Source organism: Stenotrophomonas sp. RIT-551 (assembly GCF_026241915.1).
In the GTDB taxonomy this organism is placed as follows: domain Bacteria; phylum Pseudomonadota; class Gammaproteobacteria; order Xanthomonadales; family Xanthomonadaceae; genus Stenotrophomonas; species Stenotrophomonas bentonitica_A.
In genome coordinates, this window is record NZ_JAPJIU010000011.1 from 61845 (window position 1) to 80800 (window position 18956).

At 67.5% G+C, this 18956-nt stretch carries 19 protein-coding genes; 14 read left to right on the top strand and 5 right to left on the bottom strand.

The annotated features are described in order from the left end of the window. The first annotated feature begins 41 nt into the window (after nt 1-41). The 8 genes from ORK51_RS13555 to ORK51_RS13590 all read left to right on the top strand — a co-directional run bounded on the left by ORK51_RS13555 (nt 42) and on the right by ORK51_RS13590 (nt 6159). Nucleotides 42-506, top strand: coding sequence for a hypothetical protein (locus tag ORK51_RS13555; RefSeq protein ID WP_266085188.1), 465 nt, complete (start codon nt 42-44; stop codon nt 504-506). 1 nt (nt 507) lies between these two features. After that, nucleotides 508-969: an NUDIX hydrolase gene (locus ORK51_RS13560; protein WP_070427351.1), complete on the top strand. Its 462-nt coding sequence runs from the start codon at nt 508-510 to the stop codon at nt 967-969. Continuing rightward, the gene (gene mnmA / locus ORK51_RS13565) at nt 966-2105 is read left to right on the top strand and encodes a tRNA 2-thiouridine(34) synthase MnmA (protein WP_070471585.1); all 1140 of its coding nucleotides are present in this window, start codon (nt 966-968) and stop codon (nt 2103-2105) included. The genes ORK51_RS13560 and mnmA overlap by 4 nt, the downstream gene beginning before the upstream one ends. Continuing rightward, entirely contained in the window at nt 2102-2716 is a 615-nt protein-coding gene (gene hflD, locus ORK51_RS13570; protein ID WP_019184764.1) for a high frequency lysogenization protein HflD, read from the top strand. The genes mnmA and hflD overlap by 4 nt, the downstream gene beginning before the upstream one ends. 134 nt (nt 2717-2850) lie before the next feature. Continuing rightward, nucleotides 2851-4041, top strand: coding sequence for a methyl-accepting chemotaxis protein (locus tag ORK51_RS13575; protein ID WP_019184765.1), 1191 nt, complete (start codon nt 2851-2853; stop codon nt 4039-4041). A gap of 98 nt (nt 4042-4139) precedes the next feature. Further along, nucleotides 4140-4445, top strand: coding sequence for a hypothetical protein (locus ORK51_RS13580; RefSeq protein WP_046272453.1), 306 nt, complete (start codon nt 4140-4142; stop codon nt 4443-4445). Nucleotides 4446-4601: 156 nt separating this feature from the next. Beyond that, a complete protein-coding gene (locus ORK51_RS13585; RefSeq protein WP_266085189.1) occupies nt 4602-5681 on the top strand; it encodes a GAD-like domain-containing protein in 1080 nt (359 codons plus the stop codon). A 16-nt stretch (nt 5682-5697) separates the two neighbouring features. After that, the gene (locus ORK51_RS13590; protein ID WP_266085190.1) at nt 5698-6159 is read left to right on the top strand and encodes a hypothetical protein; all 462 of its coding nucleotides are present in this window, start codon (nt 5698-5700) and stop codon (nt 6157-6159) included. A 367-nt stretch (nt 6160-6526) separates the two neighbouring features. Here the strand turns inward: ORK51_RS13590 and ORK51_RS13595 are convergent, their stop codons facing one another. After that, entirely contained in the window at nt 6527-9313 is a 2787-nt protein-coding gene (locus ORK51_RS13595; RefSeq protein ID WP_266085191.1) for a bifunctional diguanylate cyclase/phosphodiesterase, read from the bottom strand. A gap of 150 nt (nt 9314-9463) precedes the next feature. Here ORK51_RS13595 and ORK51_RS13600 point away from each other — a divergent pair, with 150 nt between their 5' ends. Next, on the top strand, nt 9464-11569 hold the full coding sequence (locus tag ORK51_RS13600; RefSeq protein WP_046272454.1) for a sensor histidine kinase: 2106 nt from the start codon (nt 9464-9466) through the stop codon (nt 11567-11569). Between the two features lie 4 nt (nt 11570-11573). Further along, nucleotides 11574-13331 (top strand): EAL domain-containing protein, encoded by a 1758-nt coding sequence (locus ORK51_RS13605; protein WP_070427345.1) that lies wholly within the window; start codon nt 11574-11576, stop codon nt 13329-13331. A gap of 168 nt (nt 13332-13499) precedes the next feature. Here ORK51_RS13605 and ORK51_RS13610 read toward each other — a convergent pair whose 3' ends face one another. The 4 genes from ORK51_RS13610 to flgA all read right to left on the bottom strand — a co-directional run bounded on the left by ORK51_RS13610 (nt 13500) and on the right by flgA (nt 16202). Beyond that, nucleotides 13500-14723 (bottom strand): ATP-binding protein, encoded by a 1224-nt coding sequence (locus ORK51_RS13610; RefSeq protein ID WP_026070036.1) that lies wholly within the window; start codon nt 14721-14723, stop codon nt 13500-13502. Nucleotides 14724-14807: 84 nt separating this feature from the next. Then, nucleotides 14808-15140: a flagellar protein FlgN gene (locus tag ORK51_RS13615; RefSeq protein WP_266085219.1), complete on the bottom strand. Its 333-nt coding sequence runs from the start codon at nt 15138-15140 to the stop codon at nt 14808-14810. A 2-nt stretch (nt 15141-15142) separates the two neighbouring features. Continuing rightward, nucleotides 15143-15445 carry a flagellar biosynthesis anti-sigma factor FlgM gene (gene flgM, locus ORK51_RS13620; RefSeq protein WP_019184772.1) on the bottom strand — a complete coding sequence of 101 codons (303 nt, stop codon included), beginning with the start codon at nt 15443-15445 and terminating at the stop codon, nt 15143-15145. Between the two features lie 109 nt (nt 15446-15554). Then, the gene (gene flgA / locus ORK51_RS13625) at nt 15555-16202 is read right to left on the bottom strand and encodes a flagellar basal body P-ring formation chaperone FlgA (protein WP_019184773.1); all 648 of its coding nucleotides are present in this window, start codon (nt 16200-16202) and stop codon (nt 15555-15557) included. Nucleotides 16203-16307: 105 nt separating this feature from the next. On the opposite strand from flgA, the gene ORK51_RS13630 reads away from it, so the two are divergent. The 4 genes from ORK51_RS13630 (at nt 16308) to ORK51_RS13645 (ending at nt 18931) form a co-directional block, all read left to right on the top strand. Continuing rightward, entirely contained in the window at nt 16308-17252 is a 945-nt protein-coding gene (locus ORK51_RS13630; protein ID WP_070427598.1) for a chemotaxis protein, read from the top strand. Between the two features lie 159 nt (nt 17253-17411). Beyond that, nucleotides 17412-17807, top strand: coding sequence for a flagellar basal body rod protein FlgB (gene flgB, locus ORK51_RS13635; protein ID WP_070427343.1), 396 nt, complete (start codon nt 17412-17414; stop codon nt 17805-17807). Between the two features lie 3 nt (nt 17808-17810). Beyond that, entirely contained in the window at nt 17811-18218 is a 408-nt protein-coding gene (gene flgC, locus ORK51_RS13640) for a flagellar basal body rod protein FlgC (RefSeq protein WP_019184776.1), read from the top strand. A 26-nt stretch (nt 18219-18244) separates the two neighbouring features. Continuing rightward, complete coding sequence (locus ORK51_RS13645; RefSeq protein WP_266085192.1) at nt 18245-18931, top strand: flagellar hook assembly protein FlgD; 687 nt, start codon at nt 18245-18247, stop codon at nt 18929-18931. Nucleotides 18932-18956 lie beyond the last annotated feature (25 nt).

Sequence of the window (18956 nt, forward strand, 5' to 3'; positions counted from 1 at the left end):
TCACAATCTGCACTCTCCAACCAGATGTTCACAGGGATTTCATGAAAAGGATTGCTGCCGCACTGCTGCTGGCCGTCACTGCCGCCGGCGCCCATGCGGCCGAAGCGGACAAGGCCGTCGGGCGAGCGCTGGACACGCTCAAGTACACCTACGAGGTGGACGAGGACGGCGATTACAAGATGGTGTTCGACATGGATGACGGCCGCAGCCAGCTGGCCTTCGTGCGCTCCACCGTCGAGGAATTCGGCAAGCACAGGATCCGTGAGATCTGGTCGCCGGCCTACAATTCGCCGGGCAAGCAGTTCCCCGCCGCGGTGGCCAACCGCCTGCTCGAAGACTCGCAGGATGCCAAGATGGGCGCCTGGGTGAAGCAGGACCAGCTGGCGATGTTCGTGGTGAAGGTCGATGCCAACGCCACCCCCGAAGCGCTCAGCGACGCGATCGATGCGGCCGTGCGTACGGCCGATGCCATGGAGCTCGAGCTGACCGAGCAGGACGAATACTGAGGTGAATGCCGTGCAGGAACCGCGCTGGACGCCCCATGTCACCGTCGCCACCGTGGTGGTGCGTGACGGGCGTCTGTTGCTGGTCGAGGAGGCGATCGACGGCCGCCAGGTGCTGAACCAGCCCGCTGGCCACCTGGAGCCCGACGAGAGCCTGGCCGCCGCCGCGTGCCGGGAAACGCTGGAAGAGACCGGCTGGACGGTGCGCCTGAGCGCCTTCATCGGCACCTACCAGTGGACCGCCCCGGACGGCACGCCGTTCCTGCGCTTTGCCTATGCGGCCGAGCCGGTCTCGCACGATCCCGCCCGTCCGCTGGACACCGGGATCCTGCGGGCCGTGTGGCTGACCCCGGCCGAGCTGAAGGCCGAGCCCGGCCGCCTGCGCAGCCCGCTGGTCTGGCAGGTGGTGGCCGACTATCTGGCCGGCCAACGCCACCCGCTCTCCATCGTCAAGGAGGCCGCATGAGCCCCCCACGGATCATGGTCGGTGTCTCCGGCGGCGTGGATTCCTCGGTCGCGGCCTGGCGGCTGGTCCAGCAGGGCGAGCCGGTGGCGGGACTGTTCATGCAGAACTGGGCCGATGACGGCAGTGGCGACTGCCGTGCCGAAGATGATCGCCGCGATGCGGTGGCAGTCTGCGGCCTGCTCGGCATCCCGTTCCACTTCCGCGATTTTTCCAGCGAGTACTGGCAGGGCGTGTTCGAGCATTTCCTGGCCGAGTACGCCGCCGGCCGCACGCCCAACCCGGACGTGCTGTGCAACCGCGAAGTGAAGTTCAAGCATTTCCTCGACGCCGCGCGCGAGCTCGGCGCCGAACGCATCGCGACCGGCCACTACGCGCGGATCGCCCAGGTGGGCGGCCGCTGGGCGCTGCTGCGCGGCGCCGACCGCAGCAAGGACCAGAGCTACTTCCTGCACCAGCTGGGCCAGGAACAGCTGGCCGCGACCCTGTTCCCGATCGGCGACCTGCAGAAGAACGACCTGCGCCGGATCGCACGGGATGCACGCCTGCCGACCCACGCCAAGAAGGATTCGACCGGGATCTGCTTCATCGGCGAACGCGACTTCCGCGAGTTCCTCGGCCGCTACCTGCCGGCCAGGACGGGCGAGATCCGCGATCCCGATGGCGCCCTGATCGCCGAACATCCTGGCGTGTTCTATTTCACGCTCGGTCAGCGCGAGGGCCTGAACATCGGCGGCGTGCGTGGCCGGCCGGCGGCCCCGTGGTACGTCGTCGGCAAGGACGTGGCCAGCAACGTGCTGTACGTGGACCAGGACCGCGAGAGCCCGTGGCTGCAGTCCACCCGCCTGCATTCGGAGGCCGCCCACTGGATCGCCGGCGCCCCGCCCGCGCGCCGCTTCGAGTGCACCGCCCAGACCCGTTACCGCCAGCCCGACGAGCCATGCACCGTCACCGTGCGCGACGATGGCACCGTGGACGTGCGCTTCGCGCGCCCGCAGCGTGCCGTCACCCCGGGCCAATCGCTGGTGTTGTATGACGATGAGGTCTGCCTTGGTGGCGCCGTCATCGCCGCCACCGATGCGCCGCTGGAACAACGCCTTCGCGCCACCCCTTCTCCTTTCGAGGTATCTGCTGCATGAGTTTTTCCGTCGACGACCGCGTACTCGCTCTGGCCGGCATCGCCCAGGCCCTGCAGCAGGTGCGCCGCATCGCCGAAACCGGCCACTCCGAAGCCGCCGTGGTCCGCACCGCGGTGGAGAGCGTGTTCCGCATCGATGCGGCCAGCCCGCAGGACATCTACGGCAGCGCCAGCAATGTCGCCCCCGGCCTGCGCCTGCTGCACAACTACCTCAGCAGCCAGGGCCAGGACGAGCAGTTGCCGCGCCTGGCGCTGTCGGTGCTGCAGCTTGAGCGCCGCTTCGTGCGCGAGGACGCGATCGTGGCCAAGGTCAGCACCGGGATCGAGCGCGCCCGCGCCCAGGCCGGCGAGCTGGGCGACAGCGCCCACCCGGACGTGCTCGCCGCGCTGGGTGGCCTGTACGCGGACACCATCAGCAACCTCAAGCCGCGGGTGATGGTCCAGGGCAACCCGCACTACCTCGGCCAGGCAGGCGTGGTCGCCGAGATCCGTGCACTGCTGCTGGCCGCAGTCCGTTCGGCGGTGCTGTGGCGCCAGACCGGTGGCCAGTACTGGGACTTCCTGTTCTCGCGCAAGACGATGCTGGAAGCGGTCGCGCGCCAGCTGCGCTGAGCTCGGCAGCCACCCATCGGGTGGCTCCACCCGGGGGGCCGGGACGCGCGGTTTTTGATCGAATGTGTGGTGCAGGACTAAAGCAAACCGGGGTACGGCCGATACAGCATCCGTGCACCTCCCCGAGAACGTCCATGTACTCACGCCTCTTCATCCGCCTGGCCGCCCCCCTGGTCCTGACCCTTCTGCTTCCCTTTGCCATCGGCTTCGAGTGGCCCGCCGCCCTGCGCTGGGCGATCCTGAGCACGATGACGCTCAGCTGGCTCGGGTTTGCCTGGTGGAGCGCCCGCGCCCAGACCCAGCGTTCGCCTGAGCAGGCCCGCATCATGCGCGAGCAGGACCAGCTGCTGACCGAGCTGCGCTCGTTCGTCGGCAACGAAATCGACGGCTCGCGTGGCGAAGTCGAACGTGCCCGCGACCTGATCCGTCATGCGGTCGGTGGCCTGGGCAGCAGCTTCGATGCGATGAACCGCAAGTCGCGCCAGCAGAGCCAGGCCCTGGCCCGCATCGTCGACCGCGCCGGCGAAGAAGGCGGTGCCGGCGTCGACGTGGCCCGTTTCGCCCAGCACGCCAGCCAGCGGATGGAGCAGCTGGTCGAGGCGCTGGAACAGGTCAGCGGCCAGAGCAGCAACACCGTGCAGCACATCGACCAGATGGCCCAGCACCTGGATGGCATCTTCGCGCTGCTGGAGGACGTCAAGTCGATCGCCGACCAGACCAACCTGCTGGCCCTGAACGCGGCCATCGAAGCCGCACGTGCCGGTGAAGCCGGCCGTGGCTTTGCGGTGGTCGCCGACGAAGTCCGCAACCTGTCCGAGCGCTCGACCACCTTCAACGAGCAGATCCGCAAGCTGGCGCACAGCTCCAAGGACGCCATCGCCAAGGTGCGCGAGACGGTCTCGCACATGGCCTCCCGCGATATGGACCGTTCCCGCGAAGCGCGCCACGAAGCGGCGCAGATGCTGGAGAACGTGGCCCAGATCAATGCTTCGCTCGGTGACGGCATGCGCGAGATCTCCGAATGCGGTCGCGCCATCGACAGCAGCGTCGCTGAAGCCGTGCGCGCCCTGCAGTTCGAAGACATCGCCACCCAGGCCCTGGGCGGCGTGCACACCCACCTGGACCGCCTGACGGCGATCAACCGCGAGGCCGTCGCCCTGCAGGAGCTGCTGCATCGCAGTGGCGGCGTGTTCGACGAGGAGGTCGTGACCGCCCTGCAGCGCACCGGCAGCCGCCTGCGTGACATGCGCACCGAGTGGGAGCGCCCGCCGCACAAGGCGGTCGCCCAGCAGAGCATGGCCGCAGGCGCGGTCGAGCTGTTCTGATCCAGATGTCCCGTGCCGACCCCGGCACAGCCAACGGCCCCGGTTTCCCCGGGGCCGTTGTGCTTGCACGACCCGCCTTGGCTGCAGATGATTACCCGATGTTGAACGCGTCCGTGTTGTCCGTTGCATCCGTTGTCCCCGCCGAGCTGGAGCCGGCGGTGCAGCGCACTGAGACTGTCACCGCCGTTGCGGCGCCTGCCGCTGCGGCAGCGCCGGTTGCCCCGCTGCAGGGCCGCGCCCTGATCGCACGGCTGGAGCAGCTGGCCCAGCAGGAACTCGCGCAGCTGGCCAAGCGCCCCGCGCCGGGCATCGTCGCCCTGCCCTCCGCCGTCGACCCCGCCCTGGCCGGGCTGGCCTGGGATCTTGGCCTGAGCGGTGATGATCTGGATGCGGCGGCGCGCTGACGCTGCCTGCCCGATCTGCGCTGCGGGTGGCCGAGCGCACTCGGTCGCGCCCTGAGTTGATCTACTGAAACGCCGGTCGATTGCGACAAGCAGCATCGACATCTGCCGGGGCTGCCATCAACCTCCGCGTTCCTCCCTGCAAACCCCAGCGCGATGATGACGCCTGCCTTGCGCCTCGCAATCGTCCTTCAAGCGTTCGCGGACGATGCGCAACCGTGGATCCTGGAGCCGGCAACGCTTCAGGCGCTGAGCACCACCATCGACGAGACCGGGGGATTTCAGCAGCGCTACGCAGCGCTCGTCGACGTCACCAACCCCGCACTGGGCACTGTCGATGCCACAGTCGAGGTCTCCGCCGCACAGCTTGAAGACGGCACACCGGTCATTGTCTTTGAAGACGATGAAGGCGACGGAAGTGCCCGCTTCCTGGTTCTGCAAGCCCAATGGCAGGGATTTCCGGCAGGCACCCTGCTGCAAGGGCGGGATCCAGCCATGGCCGTCGTCACGCGTGCTGATGACGATGCGTCGGGGATGCGTGCGCAGGCGCTGCTCGGCTCCCTTGAGCTGTTGAAGATGGCGACACCGCAGCGGGATCGGTCCGATCTGCAGGCGGTGGCGCATCGCGTACCGGACGACCTGCCCGGGTTCCTGGCCGCATTCACTGCCAGCACGGCGGGCGAACCGGTGGATGGCGCTCTGCTTGATCGCTGGCAAGGTCGGCTGCCTGATACGCTGCTGGCGCTGTGGCAACGCGACGGTCTGGCGCGCTACCTTGAAGACCGGTTGATGCTGGTCGATCCTGAGCGTTATTCCGCCACACTGGCGCCGCTGCTGGTGAACAGCCGTCTGGAAGGCATTGATACCTTCCATGCATTTGCAGTAACGGCCTTCGGCCAAGTCTTCGTCTGCGGTGAGAACACCGCCGTGGAAATCATTGCCGACCCGTACACCGGTGCCATCCAGGTGCACCCGTCGATGCTCGCGGCAAGCGACGCTGACGAGCGCAATGGGCGGTTGCGTTTTCTGCTGACCCTGCTCGAGCCGGAAGAGCTGGACGTGACGGACATGCAGGGCGACTCGGTGTATGCCATGACCCGCGACAGGCTGGGTCCGTTGGCGGCAGATGACGTCTACACCCCCGGCCCTGAGGGCCTGGTGGAAGGCTGGGAGACCCGACTGATCCGGCAGGACGCGTTCAAGGCATGGGAATGGTCAAGGCACTGGGGGACGCGGTGATGCTTGGCAGACCCTCATGAACATTGACCGGGAACGCGCACTTGAGACCTTTGACGACTTTCTGATGCTCATGGACGGCCAGCTGGCTTGGCTGATCGATCAGGCGCAGGCGCGGGGCGTGGATCTGGATGGCCGCGTGGAAAGCCTTGATCGACTTGAAGAGCTCCACGACATCATGGCCGCGACCCTCGATGAAGACGAATGCTCCGCCCTGCATGTGGTATTCGCTCGATACCTGGGGGAATGTGTCCGTACCTGTCATGGCGGCCAATGGATGCTCCCGCTGGATGACCCGAAGGACGTGAACTTCAACATGCCGGTAATCATCGGGCATTCCTCCTGCACCTGGCTGGAGTTCAATCCTATTCACACCATTCGCTTCTATTCGCTGCGTCCTTACGCGGGAAAGATCCGCGACATTGTGAAGCACAGCGTTGCGCCGGTGATATTGGATCTCAGCGATCTGACCGAAGAATGAGGGCATCCAAGCTGCGCACCTCCCTGTTCGATCGGGGTCCAGCGGCACCCGATCTGGATACGCCACTGTCGGGCTGTCCTCTCTGCCCTCGCCGGCCAGCAGCGATACCGGCCTGAAGAAGGAACGGCATGAAGAACGGTGGGGACCGGGGGCCGATGACGGCTGGACTGACATCTACCGCATGGCCGTGCAGACCTACGAAGGCGACACGGTTGCGAAGATACCGGGGCCCCGGCGTCAGGACCCAATACGGACGCGTGGATAGGTAGAGCCGACCGTTGGTCAGCTGCCGCGGAAACGGCCGACCAACGGTTGGCTCCACTGCGGACCGTCCGCGTCCGGCCAATGGGCCGCGGGTCGCGCGCGCTCAGACGGCGTGGCTCAGCGCGACCACCGCCTCCAGCGGTGCGATACGCGTGTCGCCGGCCTTCAACCACTGCGCCAGATCGCGCGGCGCCAGCGGGCGCGAGTACAGGTAGCCCTGGATCTCATCGCAGCCCTGGCGGCGCAGCATCGCCTCCTCCTGCTCGGTCTCCACGCCTTCGGCGACGACCTTCATGCCCAGCGCGTGGCCAAGGTGCACGATCGCCTGCGTCACTTCGGCCGTGCCGGCGTCATGCAGCATGCCCTGGACGAAACTGCGGTCGATCTTCAGGCGCCCCACCGGGAAGCGGTTGAGGTAGTGCAGGTTCGAGAAGCCGGTACCGAAGTCGTCGACCGCCAGCGGCACGCCGTGGCGTTCGAGCACCTCGAAGCAGTGCCGCAGCACGTCGGTGTCACGGATCAGGGCGGACTCGGTCAGCTCCAGCTCCAGGCGCTGCGGCGGCCAGCCGTGGGCATGGCAGATGTCGATCACGCGTTCGGCGAACCCGCGGTCGCGCAGCTGTACGGCCGACACGTTGACCGCCACGCGGTCGAACTGCAGGCCGGCGGCGTCCCACGCGGCGGCCTGGCGGCAGGCCTCGGCCAGCACCCAGTCACCGATCCGCACGATCTCGCCGCACTTCTCGGCAATTGGAATGAACTCGGCCGGGCTGCAGTAGCCGATGCCGGGCCGATGCCAGCGCAGCAAGGCCTCGATGGCTGGCGGCTGGTCGTTCTCGGCATGCAGCAGCGGCTGGTAGGCCAGGGTGAATTCTTCGCGCTCGATCGCGCCGAGCAGTGCGTGCTCGATCTCCAGCTTGCGCTGGATCTTGGCCAGGGCGTCCTGGCTGTAATACTGGTAGGTGTTACGCCCGGCTTCCTTGGCCGCGTACATGGCGGCATCGGCGGCGCGCAGCAGCGATTCGAAATCCTGGCGGCTCTCATCGAGCATTGCGATGCCGACGCTGGCGCCGACTTTCAGCGTGCTCTCGCCGCGGTGCAGCGGCTCGGCCAGCGAGGCGATCAGTTTGCGCGCGACATGGCCGGCGTCTTCGGGTGCGGCAAGGTCGCGCAGCACGACGATGAACTCGTCGCCACTGAAGCGGCCGAACAGGTCGTTGTTGCGCAGGCTCTGGTGCAGGCGCGAGGCGGCCGCCTTGAGCAGCGCATCGCCGGTGGCGTGGCCGAAGGTGTCGTTGATGGTCTTGAAGCCGTCCAGGTCGATGAACAGCATCGCCAGCGGGCTGCCGCGATCGCGCGCCACCTCGATGGCATCGGCGGTCTGCTCGCGCAGCAGCATCCGGTTGGGCAGGCCGGTGAGCAGGTCGTAATGGGCCAGCAGTTCGATGCGCTCGTTGGCTTCGCGCTCGCGGGTGATGTCACGGAACAGCACCACGAACCGCGTCGGCAGGCCATCGCGGCGGTCCAGCTCGATCAGCACCTGCACCCAGATGCGCAGTCCGGACTGCCGGTAGAAGCACAGGTCCAGCTGCTCGGGCAGGCCACCCTCGGCGATCCGCACCAGCGCCGCCTCGAACGCATCGCGCGAATCCTGGGTGTACAGGCTCAGGGCCTGGTCAAGGCTGATCGGCTCCTTGCGCAACCCGTGGATGCGGTAGCACTCCTCGGTCCACTGCATGTGGCGGGTGCCCACCTCGATCTCGCAGCCGCCGATACGACCCAGGGCCGAGACGCGGTTGAGCAGCTCGGTACGCCAGCGGATCAGCGCATCGGTCTGGTGTTGTTCGGTAATGTTCTGGACCTGGCCCAGCAGGCGCTGGATGCGACCGTCCGGCCCGATCAGCGGCTGCATCCACACGCGCAGGTGCAGCGCGCCGTTGTCGCGGATCAGCTCCAGCTCCAGCGTGGTGGCCGCACCGTCGCGCCACATCCGGCGCCAGGCATTGCGCAACCGGCCGCGCGACTGCGGTTCGAGCTGACGCAGCCAATGGCGGCGACCGTGCGGCGGTGTTTCGCCGGTGCCCAGCAGTACGCGGAACTCGGGCGACCACCAGAACCGGCGCGCCTCCGGATCCCAGGACCAGCTGCCCATGCTGGCGATGCGCTGGGCTTCGCGCAGGTGCACCTGCTGCTCGCGCAGCTGGACTTCCATCTGCTTCTGGGCCTGGATGTCGGTATGGGTGCCGACCATGCGCAGCGGCTGGCCATCGGCCGTGCGGGTGACCACCCGGCCCCGATCCAGCACCCAGCGCCACTCACCATCGGGGTGCCGGGCGCGGAACTGGGCCGTATAGGCCTCGCTCTCGCCGCGCAGGTGCGCATCCATCGCCAGCCGCACCGCCGGCTGGTCGTCCGGGTGGACGTTCTCCAGCAGCGCGCTCACGCCCTCGGCATGGCTGTGGGAGTCCTCGATGGGCTGACCATCCCAGCGCCGCGAGCGGCGCACGCTGTCGCTGGGCAGGTCCCAGTCCCACAGCCCGTGCCCGGCATGATCCAGGGCGACTTCCCAACGGCTGCCGGCATAGGCGGCGACCGGCTCGGGCACGCTCAGGGTGAAGGCCAGCAGATGCCCATCCGGATCGTGCACGGCGCGCATCCAGCCATCGAAGCGGCCACCGGGCCCACCGGGCAGCTGGCAGGGCACCAGCCCGCCGTCCGCGGCGAGCAGGCGCAGATCTTCCAGTACCTCGCCGTACGCGGCGACGGTTGCCGGCAGGCCGTGCTCGCGCGCGGCCGGGTTGGCGGCGATCGGACGACCGGCACGGTCGAGGATCACCAGCGCCGAGGCCAGTGGGTGCTGCAGCAGACTCGCGATAATGCCTTGGTCCACGCCCTGTAACTCCGAAAACGCACCCGACAACCGGGGAACGCAATCGTTAACGGCGGAGATTGCGGATTATTGAGTTCCCTGGCGACCTGCATCCTCACCCCGGGCAGGTAAGATGACGCTCGCCTTGTCCGACTGGCCCCGCCCTGCCCCATGCCGACCCACCTGCCAGGCCCTTCCGCACCCGCTGCCGACACGCCCCTGGCCCGCGATCTGCGCCGCGACCGCTGGCGCGTGGTCGTGGCCTACCTGGTGCTGGCCCTGGTGTGGATCCTGTGCAGCGATGCGGCGGTCAAGGTGGTGGCCGGCGACCTGCAGACCGCGGCGCAGTGGCAGACCATCAAGGGCACGTTCTTCGTGGTCGCCAGTGCGGCGCTGATCTATCTGCTGCTGCGGCCGCTGGCCCAGCACGTGCTGCACACCCATGCGCGGCTGGAGAGTTCGGAAACCCGTCATCGGCAGATGTTCGAAGGCAATCCCGGCCCCATCCTGGTGTATGACCTGGAATCGCTGGCGATCCTGGACGTCAATCCGGCGGCGGCGGGCTTCTTCGGCTACAGCCGGGAAACCTTCACCGCGATGCCGATCACGGCGCTGTGGCCGCCCGGTCACGAGGCCCTGCTCGAAGCCAAGCTGGACCACATCCGCGCCAACCCCGAGCAGCTGTGCGTGATCACCGCCGATCTGCGCCTGAGTGATGGCAGCACCCGGCGCATGGAGATGCGCAGCAATTTCATCGATTACGGTGGCCGCCGTGCGCGACTGCTGATCGCGATCGACCGTACCCGCGAAGACCAGGCCCTGCTGCGCCGCGACCAGGCGTTGGCCCGCGTGGAGGAGGCGCACGAGATGGCGCGCATCGGCGCGTGGGAGATCGATCCGGCCACCGGGCTGGGCCGCTATGCCAACCAGGTCTACCGCCTGCTGGGGCGGCGCGCGCCGGAGGCCCGGCGCTGGCACCGTTTCGAGGAACTGCTGGTGCCCGCCGATCCGGCCACCGCCGCGCTCAGCGAACAGCTGTTGCAGGAAATGAGCTCGGGCGAACCGGTGCAGATCGATGTGCTGCTGCCGTTGCTGGCAATGGACGGGCGCGCCTTGATGGTGCACCTGCGCGCCGAGAGCGGCCAGGACGATGCCGGGCGCCCGCGGGTGCTGGGCACCCTGCAGGACGTCACCGAGCGCGAGCAGTCGCGGCGCCTGCTGCGTGAGCGCGAAGAGCAGTTCCGCGAGCTGGTGCGGGTGCTGCCCGATGGCGTGGTGATCCTGTCCGAAGAACACGTGCTGTACGCCAACGCCTGCGCCGCCACCCAGTTCGGGTATGGCCACAACACCCTGCTCGGCGAGCCGCTGGCCGCGCTGGTGACCGCCGACGATCTGCCCCGTGTACGCGCCCAGCTGTTCGCCCAGCTGCCGCTGCACCATGGCGGGGCCGGCGAGGTGATCGGCATGCGCCGCTTCAACGGCCAGGCGTTCCAGGCCGGCCTGGCGGTCGGCGATGTGCGGTATGGCGGCCGCAACTGCAAATTGTTGATCGTGCGCGACCTCAGTGAGCCCGAGCGCATCCGCGAGGCGCTGGAAACCAGCAACCGCGAGCTGCAGGCGATGGCCGGGCGGCTGTTCTCGCTGCAGGAAGACGAACGCCGCGCCATCTCGCGCGATCTGCACGACGATATCGGCCAGGCGATCACCGCGATGAAACTGTCCGCGTATGCGGCCCAGGATGAGCAGGACGCCGCCCGCCGCGACGAGGACCTGGCCCAGATCATCCAACTGGCCGATGCGACCGTGGGCAAGCTGCGCGACATCTCGACCCTGCTGCGCCCGCCGCAGCTGGATGCACTCGGGCTGGAAGCGGCGCTGCGCTGGCAGGCCGGCGTGCTGTTCCGCTCGGCGGCGATCGAGCTGCTGCCCGATATCCAGTCCCTGCCCCGGCGCCCGGCCGGCGATATCGAACAGGCCTGCTTCCGCATCGCCCAGGAAAGCCTGACCAACGTGCTGCGCCATGCGCGTGCGAGCCAGGTGAACCTGCATCTGCGCGATGTGGACGACCACGGCCTGCACCTGCAGGTGCGCGACGACGGCGAGGGCTTCGACCCGGATGGCCCGCGCGGGCTGGGCCTGATCGTCATGCGCGAGCGCGCGCAGAGCGTGGGTGGCACATTACGCATTGAATCGGCGCATGGCGCCGGTACCCTGATCGACCTTTACCTGCCGTACCGCGCCACCGGCGCGACGGCTCACGACGCACTGGAACACTGAGCTCATGTGGAACCCTTCCCTGCCCCTGGTCAGCATCGAGGACGCCCCGGCCCGCCTGGGCGCGGGCAATCCCGAACTGCAGGCGATGGTGACCGAGGCCGCGTCCGGCGGCACGCCGCTGATGCTGATGCACGTGGACATCGACCACTTCGCCTCGGTCAACGAGAACATGAGTGCCGAGGTCGGCGACCAGGCCCTGGTGCTGGTCGCCCAGCGCCTGCAGCACCATCTGCGTGGCCGCGGCAAGCTGTGGCGCCACGGCAGCGATGAATTCCTGCTGGCCGTGCCGCGCACCGCCGACATGCCACTGCCCGAAGATCTGGCCGAGGAAATCCGCCAGCAACTCGAGCTGCCGCTGTCGGTGCTGCCCTACACCCTGTTCATGACCGGCAAGCTGGGCGTGAGCCTGTGCCCGGAACACGCCACCGGTGTCTCGCGCCTGCTCGACCACGCCGAAGATGCGCTGTACCAGGCCGCACGCGAAGGCGGCAACGCGGTGCGCATCCACGCCGTGGATACGCCCTCCAGCGCGCACAGCGAAAGCATCATCGCGCGCCAGATTGTCGATGCGATCCCCAACGGCGAGCTCAAGCTGCGTTACCAGCCGCTGGTCAGCGCCCGCGACGGCCACGTGGTGGGAATGGAGGCACTGCTGCGCTGGCAGTCGCCCACCCTGGGGATGCTGGTGCCCGAGCGCTTCATGCGTACCGCCGAGCGGCTGGGCATCATCGTACAGATCGGCACCTGGGTGCTGGAAGGCGCGCTCAAGCAGGCCAGGCTGTGGCGCGACCAGGGGTTTGATGACTTCACCATCGCAGTGAACGTCTCCACCCTGCAGCTGCTGCGCCCGAACTTCTTCGCCGAGGTGATGTCGCTGATGCAGGCGGCCGGCGTTCCGGCGCAGATGCTGACGCTGGAGATCAACGAAAGCGCGCTGACCAACAACGTCAACTTCGTCCACGAGACCCTGGTCAACCTGCGCAACGAAGGCATCAGCCTGAGCCTGGACAACTTCGGCACCGGCGATTCCAGCCTCAGCGCGCTGGTCCGCTATCCGGTGGACAAGCTCAAGATCGACCGCAGCTTCATCAAGAGCGCGCCGGCCGGCAATCGCGAGGCCGCCATCGCGCGCGCGATCATCGCCATGGGCCACCAGCTGGGCATGACGGTGATCGCCAACGGCGTCGAGTCGCAGGCGCAGCTGGGCTTCCTGCGCCGCAACGACTGTGATGTGTTCCAGGGGTATCTGTTCGGCGAGCCGATGTCCGCAGACGCCGCCGGGATGACCCTGCGCCGCCGTTACCTGCGCCCGGAAGCCTTTGCCGAGACCCGTCCGGACCGCACGCTGCTGCTGCTGGACGACGAAGAGAACGTGCTGCGCTCGCTGGTGCGCCTGTTCCGCCGCGACGGCTACCGCATCCTGGCCGCCGGCAACGTGCGCGATGCGTTCGATCTGCTGGCCATCAACGATGTGCAGGTGATCCTCTCCGACCAGCGCATGAGCGACATGAGCGGCACCGAGTTCCTCGGCCGGGTGAAGATGCTCTACCCGGACACGATCCGCCTGGTGTTGTCCGGCTACACGGACCTCAACACGGTGACCGACGCGATCAACCGCGGTGCGATCTACCGGTTCCTGACCAAGCCCTGGAACGATGATGAGCTGCGCAAGCACATCCACCAGGCATTCCGCACGCACGAGGAACAACGCCGGGCGAACACCGCACCGGTGGCAGCGCTGCCGGCGGTTGACGGGGACTGAGTCGGATTGAGGCGGATTGACGCGGCAGCCGACCAACGGTCGGCTCTACGTTGCACGCGCCAGATATCCAGGTAGAGCCGACCGTTGGTCGGCTGCTCTTGCTCAACCGAACGCGATACCTGAAAGCCCGTGCAATGCCGGCCAGCGGCCGGCACGACCATTGCCGGCTCAGCGCGGCTGCTTGATCGGCAGCACCACGCGGAACTTCGAGCCCACGCCCGGGGTGCTCTCCAGATCGATGCGGCCGTGGTGCTTGTTGATGATGCTGTAGGAGATCGACAGGCCCAGCCCCGTACCGCTGCCAACTGGCTTGGTGGTGAAGAACGGATCGAAGATGCGCTGGCGCAGGTCCGGTGAGATGCCGCCGCCGGTATCTTCGAATTCCACCCACACCGTGTCGCCGTCCACACCGGTGCGCACGTGGATCGTGCCGCGGTCGGCGATGGCATGGCCGGCGTTGAGCAGCAGGTTCATGTAGACCTGGTTCAATTCCGAAGGCAGGCACTCCACCAGCGGCAACTGGCCGAACTCGCGGTGCAGGGCGACCTTGTACTTGAGCTCGTTCCAGATGATGTTGATCGTGGATTCCAGGCCCGCATGCAGGTCCACCAGCTTCCACGATTCATCGCGGCCGGAATACGAGAAGTCCTTCAGGTCACGCACGATCCGGGTCACCCGTTCGATGCCCTCGCGTGATTCGGCCATCAGCTGCGGCAGATCGCGGCTGATGAAGTCGATGTCGAAGCGTTGCCGGATGTCGTCGATTTCCGGGATCAGTGCTTTCGGGTCCGGCGCACGCAACGCGCGCTCGTAGGCTTCGATCACGGTGAACAGGCTGCGCAGGTATTCCTGCAGGCTGCCTAGGTTGGAATGCACGTAACCGATCGGGTTGTTGATCTCGTGCGCCACGCCGGCAGCGAGCTGGCCGATGGAGGCCATCTTTTCCGACTGCAGCAGCTTTTCCTGGGTGCCGTTCAGGCGCAGGTAGGCCTGGCGCAGTTCGGCATGGCGCTGCTGCAGTTCGCGCTCGTAGTCCTCCTGGCCCTCGATACGCCGGAACAGCGCCAGGTAGTGCCGCTGGCCAGCGTCGTCGTGATGGTAGACATGGGCAATGACCATGCGCTCGCCGACCGGCAGGCTGCCGTTCCAGTGGCCGTTGAGGCGCGCATGTTCCAGGGCATCCGGTGGCAGCAGCTGGCGCAGCCATTGCGCCGGCGTCTGCTCGGCATCGCGTTCGGCCTGGCCGAGGATCTCGCTGACCGCGGCATTGGCCAGGGCCACGCTGCCATCCTCGCGGAACAGCAGCACGCCCTCCTTGATCCGCTCGAACAGGGCAAGCAGGACCGGATGCGGAGGCAACGGGGCGGTGACAAGGGTGGAAGTTACGGTCACGGTCACATCGAGGCGGCTGGAAACAGGCGCTCAATATACGCGGTGACGTTCACATCGGCAGCCCGGGGCTGCCAGACAGGGAGATCAGGCGACCGCGAGGGGCCGCCGGGTGTGCAGGATGTGCGACTGGCCCTTGGCGTCATACGCCGAGGATTCTTCACTGCGGCCGAGTTGGCGCAGGGCCCAGTTCACTTCGCGGCGGCGGCGCGACAGCAGCACCCCGTTGGCGTGGTTGCGCTCGGCCAGTTCCTGCACGCGTTCTGCCTGGCCGACCGGCAGCGCGGACTCGAGCGCCCGAAGCGCTTCCAGTTTGGCGCCGGTCGCACGGATCAGCGCGTGCACGTCATGCTCGACCAAGGCCTGGCGTTCGACGTCCAGGGCATCGCTGAGGCGCTGCAGCGGCTCGCTCATCGCCAGCTTCATCCCTGCAGCTGCTGGTCCAGCTCAAGCATGCGCGAAGCGATCGCGTCAGGATTGATCTTGTAGCTGCCGTTCTGCAGGGCTTCGCGCACCGCCTGCACCCGCCCGGCATCGATCGCCGGCGCCGAGGACAGTTCACGCTGCAGGGTCTGCAGGCTGGTCGCTTCGCCGGTCAGGCGCAGGCTGTCAGCGGCTTCCACCGGGCGGGCCGGGGCATCGGTGCTGACGCTCGGCTTGTTGCCCGGAGCGACGCTGCGCAGATGGGCGGTGGCCGGGAGGTTGCCGTCGATTTTCTGGCTCATGGAGTTGTCCTGGGAATGCGGTTCACAAGGGATAACGGCCGGGCGGACGCCATCTTTAGGGGAATATTGCAGGTTTCGCGGGGAAAGTGGCGCGTATTCACAATGGTGTTCAGCGCGTCACTAAAACGTCACCGCTGGCCGCGACGGTGCCCTGCACGATCTTGCGCGAGGACAGGTTCTCGACCGAGACCCGCTCGTTCTCGCCGGCATCGGCCATGGCGCGTCCGGCTACCCGGACCTCCACCCCGCCCCGCCGCGACACCAGCGCGACACTGTCGCCCCGCCGCACCAGCCGCTGCGCGACCAGATCATTGGCCGAGAGCAGGCTGCCCGCACTGAGGGTCCTGCGTGCCACGCGACCGACCGCGGCGGCCGGATCGGCCAGCGCAGCACCGGCGATCCGTGCCGCATCACGCTGGCCAGTGGTGATATCGGCCGCCGAGAGGGTTTCTCCAGCGGCCACGCCACGGTTGAGGATCAGCACGGTCTGGTTGCGACGTACTTTCACGGGCACGAACAGACGCCAGCCGCCCGCATCGGGGCAGCTGACCTCCACGGTGCTGCTGCCGGTCGGCTGGGCCGCCAGCGGCTGGCCGCAGGCCGGCAGGCGCAGTGCCGAGTCCAGCGTGGTGTCACCTTCACTGCCGGCCGGCAGGGTGCCCAGCGCCGCCTGGCGGATGCTGTCCACGGGTTGCCAGCCACCGGCGGCCCAGGCGGGCGCCACCAGCAGCAGCGCGGCAAGGACAAGAGAACGCATGGGCACTCCACGGGCAAGGAACATGGGCAGCACGATGCAAGGGCCGTGCCGAAGCCGTGCGCACGGCGCGCTCAAGTCATCGGTGGTGCCGCCGATACCAAGGCCATGTCCCATGACCTGCTCAACCGCATCGACCAGCGTACGCGCCTGGCCGGCCACAATCGTCTGGCCCTGCTGCTGTTCCGGCTGGGTGGACGTCAGCTTTTTGGCGTGAATGTCTTCAAGGTGCAGGAAGTCCTGCGCCGCCCCGGCCTGTTCCAGGTGCCGGGGCTGCCCAGCCAGTTCGCCGGCGTGGCCGATGTGCGTGGCCGCTCGGTGCCGGTGCTGGACCTGGGCCTGGCGATCGGCCACCCCGAGCGTGAACCCGATGCCGACAAGGCGCCCGGCTACCTGGTGGTGACCGAGTTCAACCGCTCCATCCAGGGCTTCCTGGTCAGCGGTGTGGAACGCATCGTCAACATCGCCGTGGAAGACATCCACCCGCCGCCCGAACTGGGCGCCGAGTCGAGCTACCTGACCGCCGTGACCCGTTTCCAGGGCGAGCTGATCCAGGTGATCGACGTGGAAAGCGTGCTGGCCGACATCGCCGAGATCCGCGGTGAGGCGGTGCTGGATCCCTCCATGGCCCTGCCCCCCGATGCCCCGCCGATGCAGGTGCTGGTGGTGGACGACTCGCGCGTGGCCCGCCAGCAGATCCGCAGCGTGCTGGACCAGCTGGGGGTCGGGGCGACCCTGCTCTCGGACGGCAAGCAGGCCCTGGACCACCTGCTGCAGATCCACGCCTCGGGCGAGAACCCGGCCGAGCGCTACGCCATGGTGATCTCCGATATCGAGATGCCGGCGATGGACGGCTACACCCTGACGACGGAAATCCGGCGTCACCCGGGCCTGGCCGGCCTGTACGTGCTGCTGCACACCTCCCTGTCGGGCGTGTTCAACAACGCGATGGTGGAACGGGTCGGCGCGAACGCGTTCGTGGCCAAGTACTCCCCGCACGAGCTGGCGGACTTCCTGCTGGACCGCCTGCGCAAGGTGGCGATGGCGGCATGACACGCCGCCCACCGCGGCCGGAATGACCCCCGGCCGCTAGGCGACATCCACGCCCGGCGTGGATCCACCCCGGCGTGAAAACGCCGCCGGGGACCGGCCCGCCGCCCCCTCTGGCACGCCGCTTGCACTGCCCCAGGCATCGTCCCGTGGGAGTGCGTCATGCCCAATCTGATTTCGAACTATCTGGGTGTCCACGCCCAGGCCATGCCGTTGCGCGAGCAGCGGATGAAGCTGATCGCCAGCAACCTGAGCAACGCCGACACCCCCGGGTACAAGGCCCAGGACCTGGACTTCGATGCCGCCCTGCGCAATGCCCAGGGGCTGGATGCCAACGGTCTGATGAGGACCACCAACGAACAGCATTATGAGATCGGCAACGGATTGAACCCGTTCCAGATCGCCAAGCAAGGCGTGCAGCCGAGCATCGACGGCAACACCGTCGACCCGGATGCAGAACGTGCCGCCTACGGCCGCGCCGCGCTGGAGTACCGCGCCTCGCTGAGCTTCGTCGAATCCAAGGTGCGCTCCATGCTCACCGCGATCACGGGGCAGTAAGCCATGAGCAATCTGCCCATCTTCGACATCGCCGGTTCCGCGCTGCAGGCGCAGTCCGTGCGCATGAGCACCATCGCCTCCAACCTCTCCAATGCCGACACCGTCGCCGGCTCGGCCGATGCGGTCTACAAGCCGCTGGAGCCGATCTTCCAGTCGGTGACCAGCCGCAACGATCCGAACATCACCACGGTGCAGGTCAAGGAGATCAGCCAGAGCAACGCCGCGCCGATCCAGCGCTACGAGCCGGGCCACCCGCTGGCCGATGCCGATGGCTACATCTACCAGCCGGACGTGGACCCGGTCGCGCAGATGGTCAACCTGATCTCCACCTCGCGCAATTACCAGGCGGGCGTGGAAATGCTGACCACCGCCAAGGAACTGGCGCTGGCCACGCTGACCATGGGTCGCTGACCCTCTTACCGCAGGAATCCCCTCACATGAGCAGCACCACCGGCGTCGGCCAGAGCAGCAGCGACATCTACAGCGCACTGGGCCTGAACGCGCCCAACAGCGATACCAGCAAGAAGAAGAGCACCCTGGACCAGGCCGATTTCATGCGCCTGATGACCGAGCAGCTGCGGCACCAGGATCCGCTCAAGCCGATGGACAACACCCAGATGGTCGCGCAGATGGCGCAGCTGTCGCAGGTCCAGGGCATCACCGACCTCAACAACACGGTCAAGGGCTTCCAGGATTCGATGTCCAGCGACCAGATCCTGCGCGGCGCGGCCCTGGTCGGCCACGAAGTGCTGGTGCCGTCGGAAAAGCTGGCCCTGGAGAAGGACGGCGATGTGACCGGCATGGTCGCCGCGCCCGGTGCGGGCTTCGTGACGGTGGACATCACCGATGCCAACGGCGTCAAGGTCAACCAGATCAGCGTGGAAGCCAAGGCCTCCGGCGAAGTCACCTTCGATTGGGACGGCAAAGATGCCAACGGCAACCGCATGGCCGAAGGCACCTACACCATCGCCGCCTCGCATACCGATACCGCCGGCACCAAGACCAAGCTCAACACCTACGTGCAGGCCCCGGTGGAGAGCGTCACGGTCGGCACGGACGGCCTGTACCTCAACCTCAAGGGTCTGGGCACGGCCCCGATCGATTACGTGCTCCGCATCAGCTGAGCCGCCTTACCCGCATCCACAGGAG

Excerpts from the sequence above, each read along its gene's own strand:
- ORK51_RS13555 (WP_266085188.1), top strand. The coding sequence starts at position 42 with ATGAAAAGGATTGCTGCCGCACTGCTGCTGGCCGTCACTGCCGCCGGC.
- mnmA (WP_070471585.1), top strand. The coding sequence starts at position 966 with ATGAGCCCCCCACGGATCATGGTCGGTGTCTCCGGCGGCGTGGATTCC.
- hflD (WP_019184764.1), top strand. The coding sequence starts at position 2,102 with ATGAGTTTTTCCGTCGACGACCGCGTACTCGCTCTGGCCGGCATCGCC.
- ORK51_RS13575 (WP_019184765.1), top strand. The coding sequence starts at position 2,851 with ATGTACTCACGCCTCTTCATCCGCCTGGCCGCCCCCCTGGTCCTGACC.
- ORK51_RS13580 (WP_046272453.1), top strand. The coding sequence starts at position 4,140 with ATGTTGAACGCGTCCGTGTTGTCCGTTGCATCCGTTGTCCCCGCCGAG.
- ORK51_RS13585 (WP_266085189.1), top strand. The coding sequence starts at position 4,602 with ATGACGCCTGCCTTGCGCCTCGCAATCGTCCTTCAAGCGTTCGCGGAC.
- ORK51_RS13590 (WP_266085190.1), top strand. The coding sequence starts at position 5,698 with ATGAACATTGACCGGGAACGCGCACTTGAGACCTTTGACGACTTTCTG.
- ORK51_RS13600 (WP_046272454.1), top strand. The coding sequence starts at position 9,464 with ATGCCGACCCACCTGCCAGGCCCTTCCGCACCCGCTGCCGACACGCCC.
- ORK51_RS13605 (WP_070427345.1), top strand. The coding sequence starts at position 11,574 with ATGTGGAACCCTTCCCTGCCCCTGGTCAGCATCGAGGACGCCCCGGCC.
- flgM (WP_019184772.1), bottom strand. The coding sequence starts at position 15,445 with ATGAGCCAGAAAATCGACGGCAACCTCCCGGCCACCGCCCATCTGCGC.
- flgA (WP_019184773.1), bottom strand. The coding sequence starts at position 16,202 with ATGCGTTCTCTTGTCCTTGCCGCGCTGCTGCTGGTGGCGCCCGCCTGG.
- ORK51_RS13630 (WP_070427598.1), top strand. The coding sequence starts at position 16,308 with ATGTCCCATGACCTGCTCAACCGCATCGACCAGCGTACGCGCCTGGCC.
- flgB (WP_070427343.1), top strand. The coding sequence starts at position 17,412 with ATGCCCAATCTGATTTCGAACTATCTGGGTGTCCACGCCCAGGCCATG.
- flgC (WP_019184776.1), top strand. The coding sequence starts at position 17,811 with ATGAGCAATCTGCCCATCTTCGACATCGCCGGTTCCGCGCTGCAGGCG.
- ORK51_RS13645 (WP_266085192.1), top strand. The coding sequence starts at position 18,245 with ATGAGCAGCACCACCGGCGTCGGCCAGAGCAGCAGCGACATCTACAGC.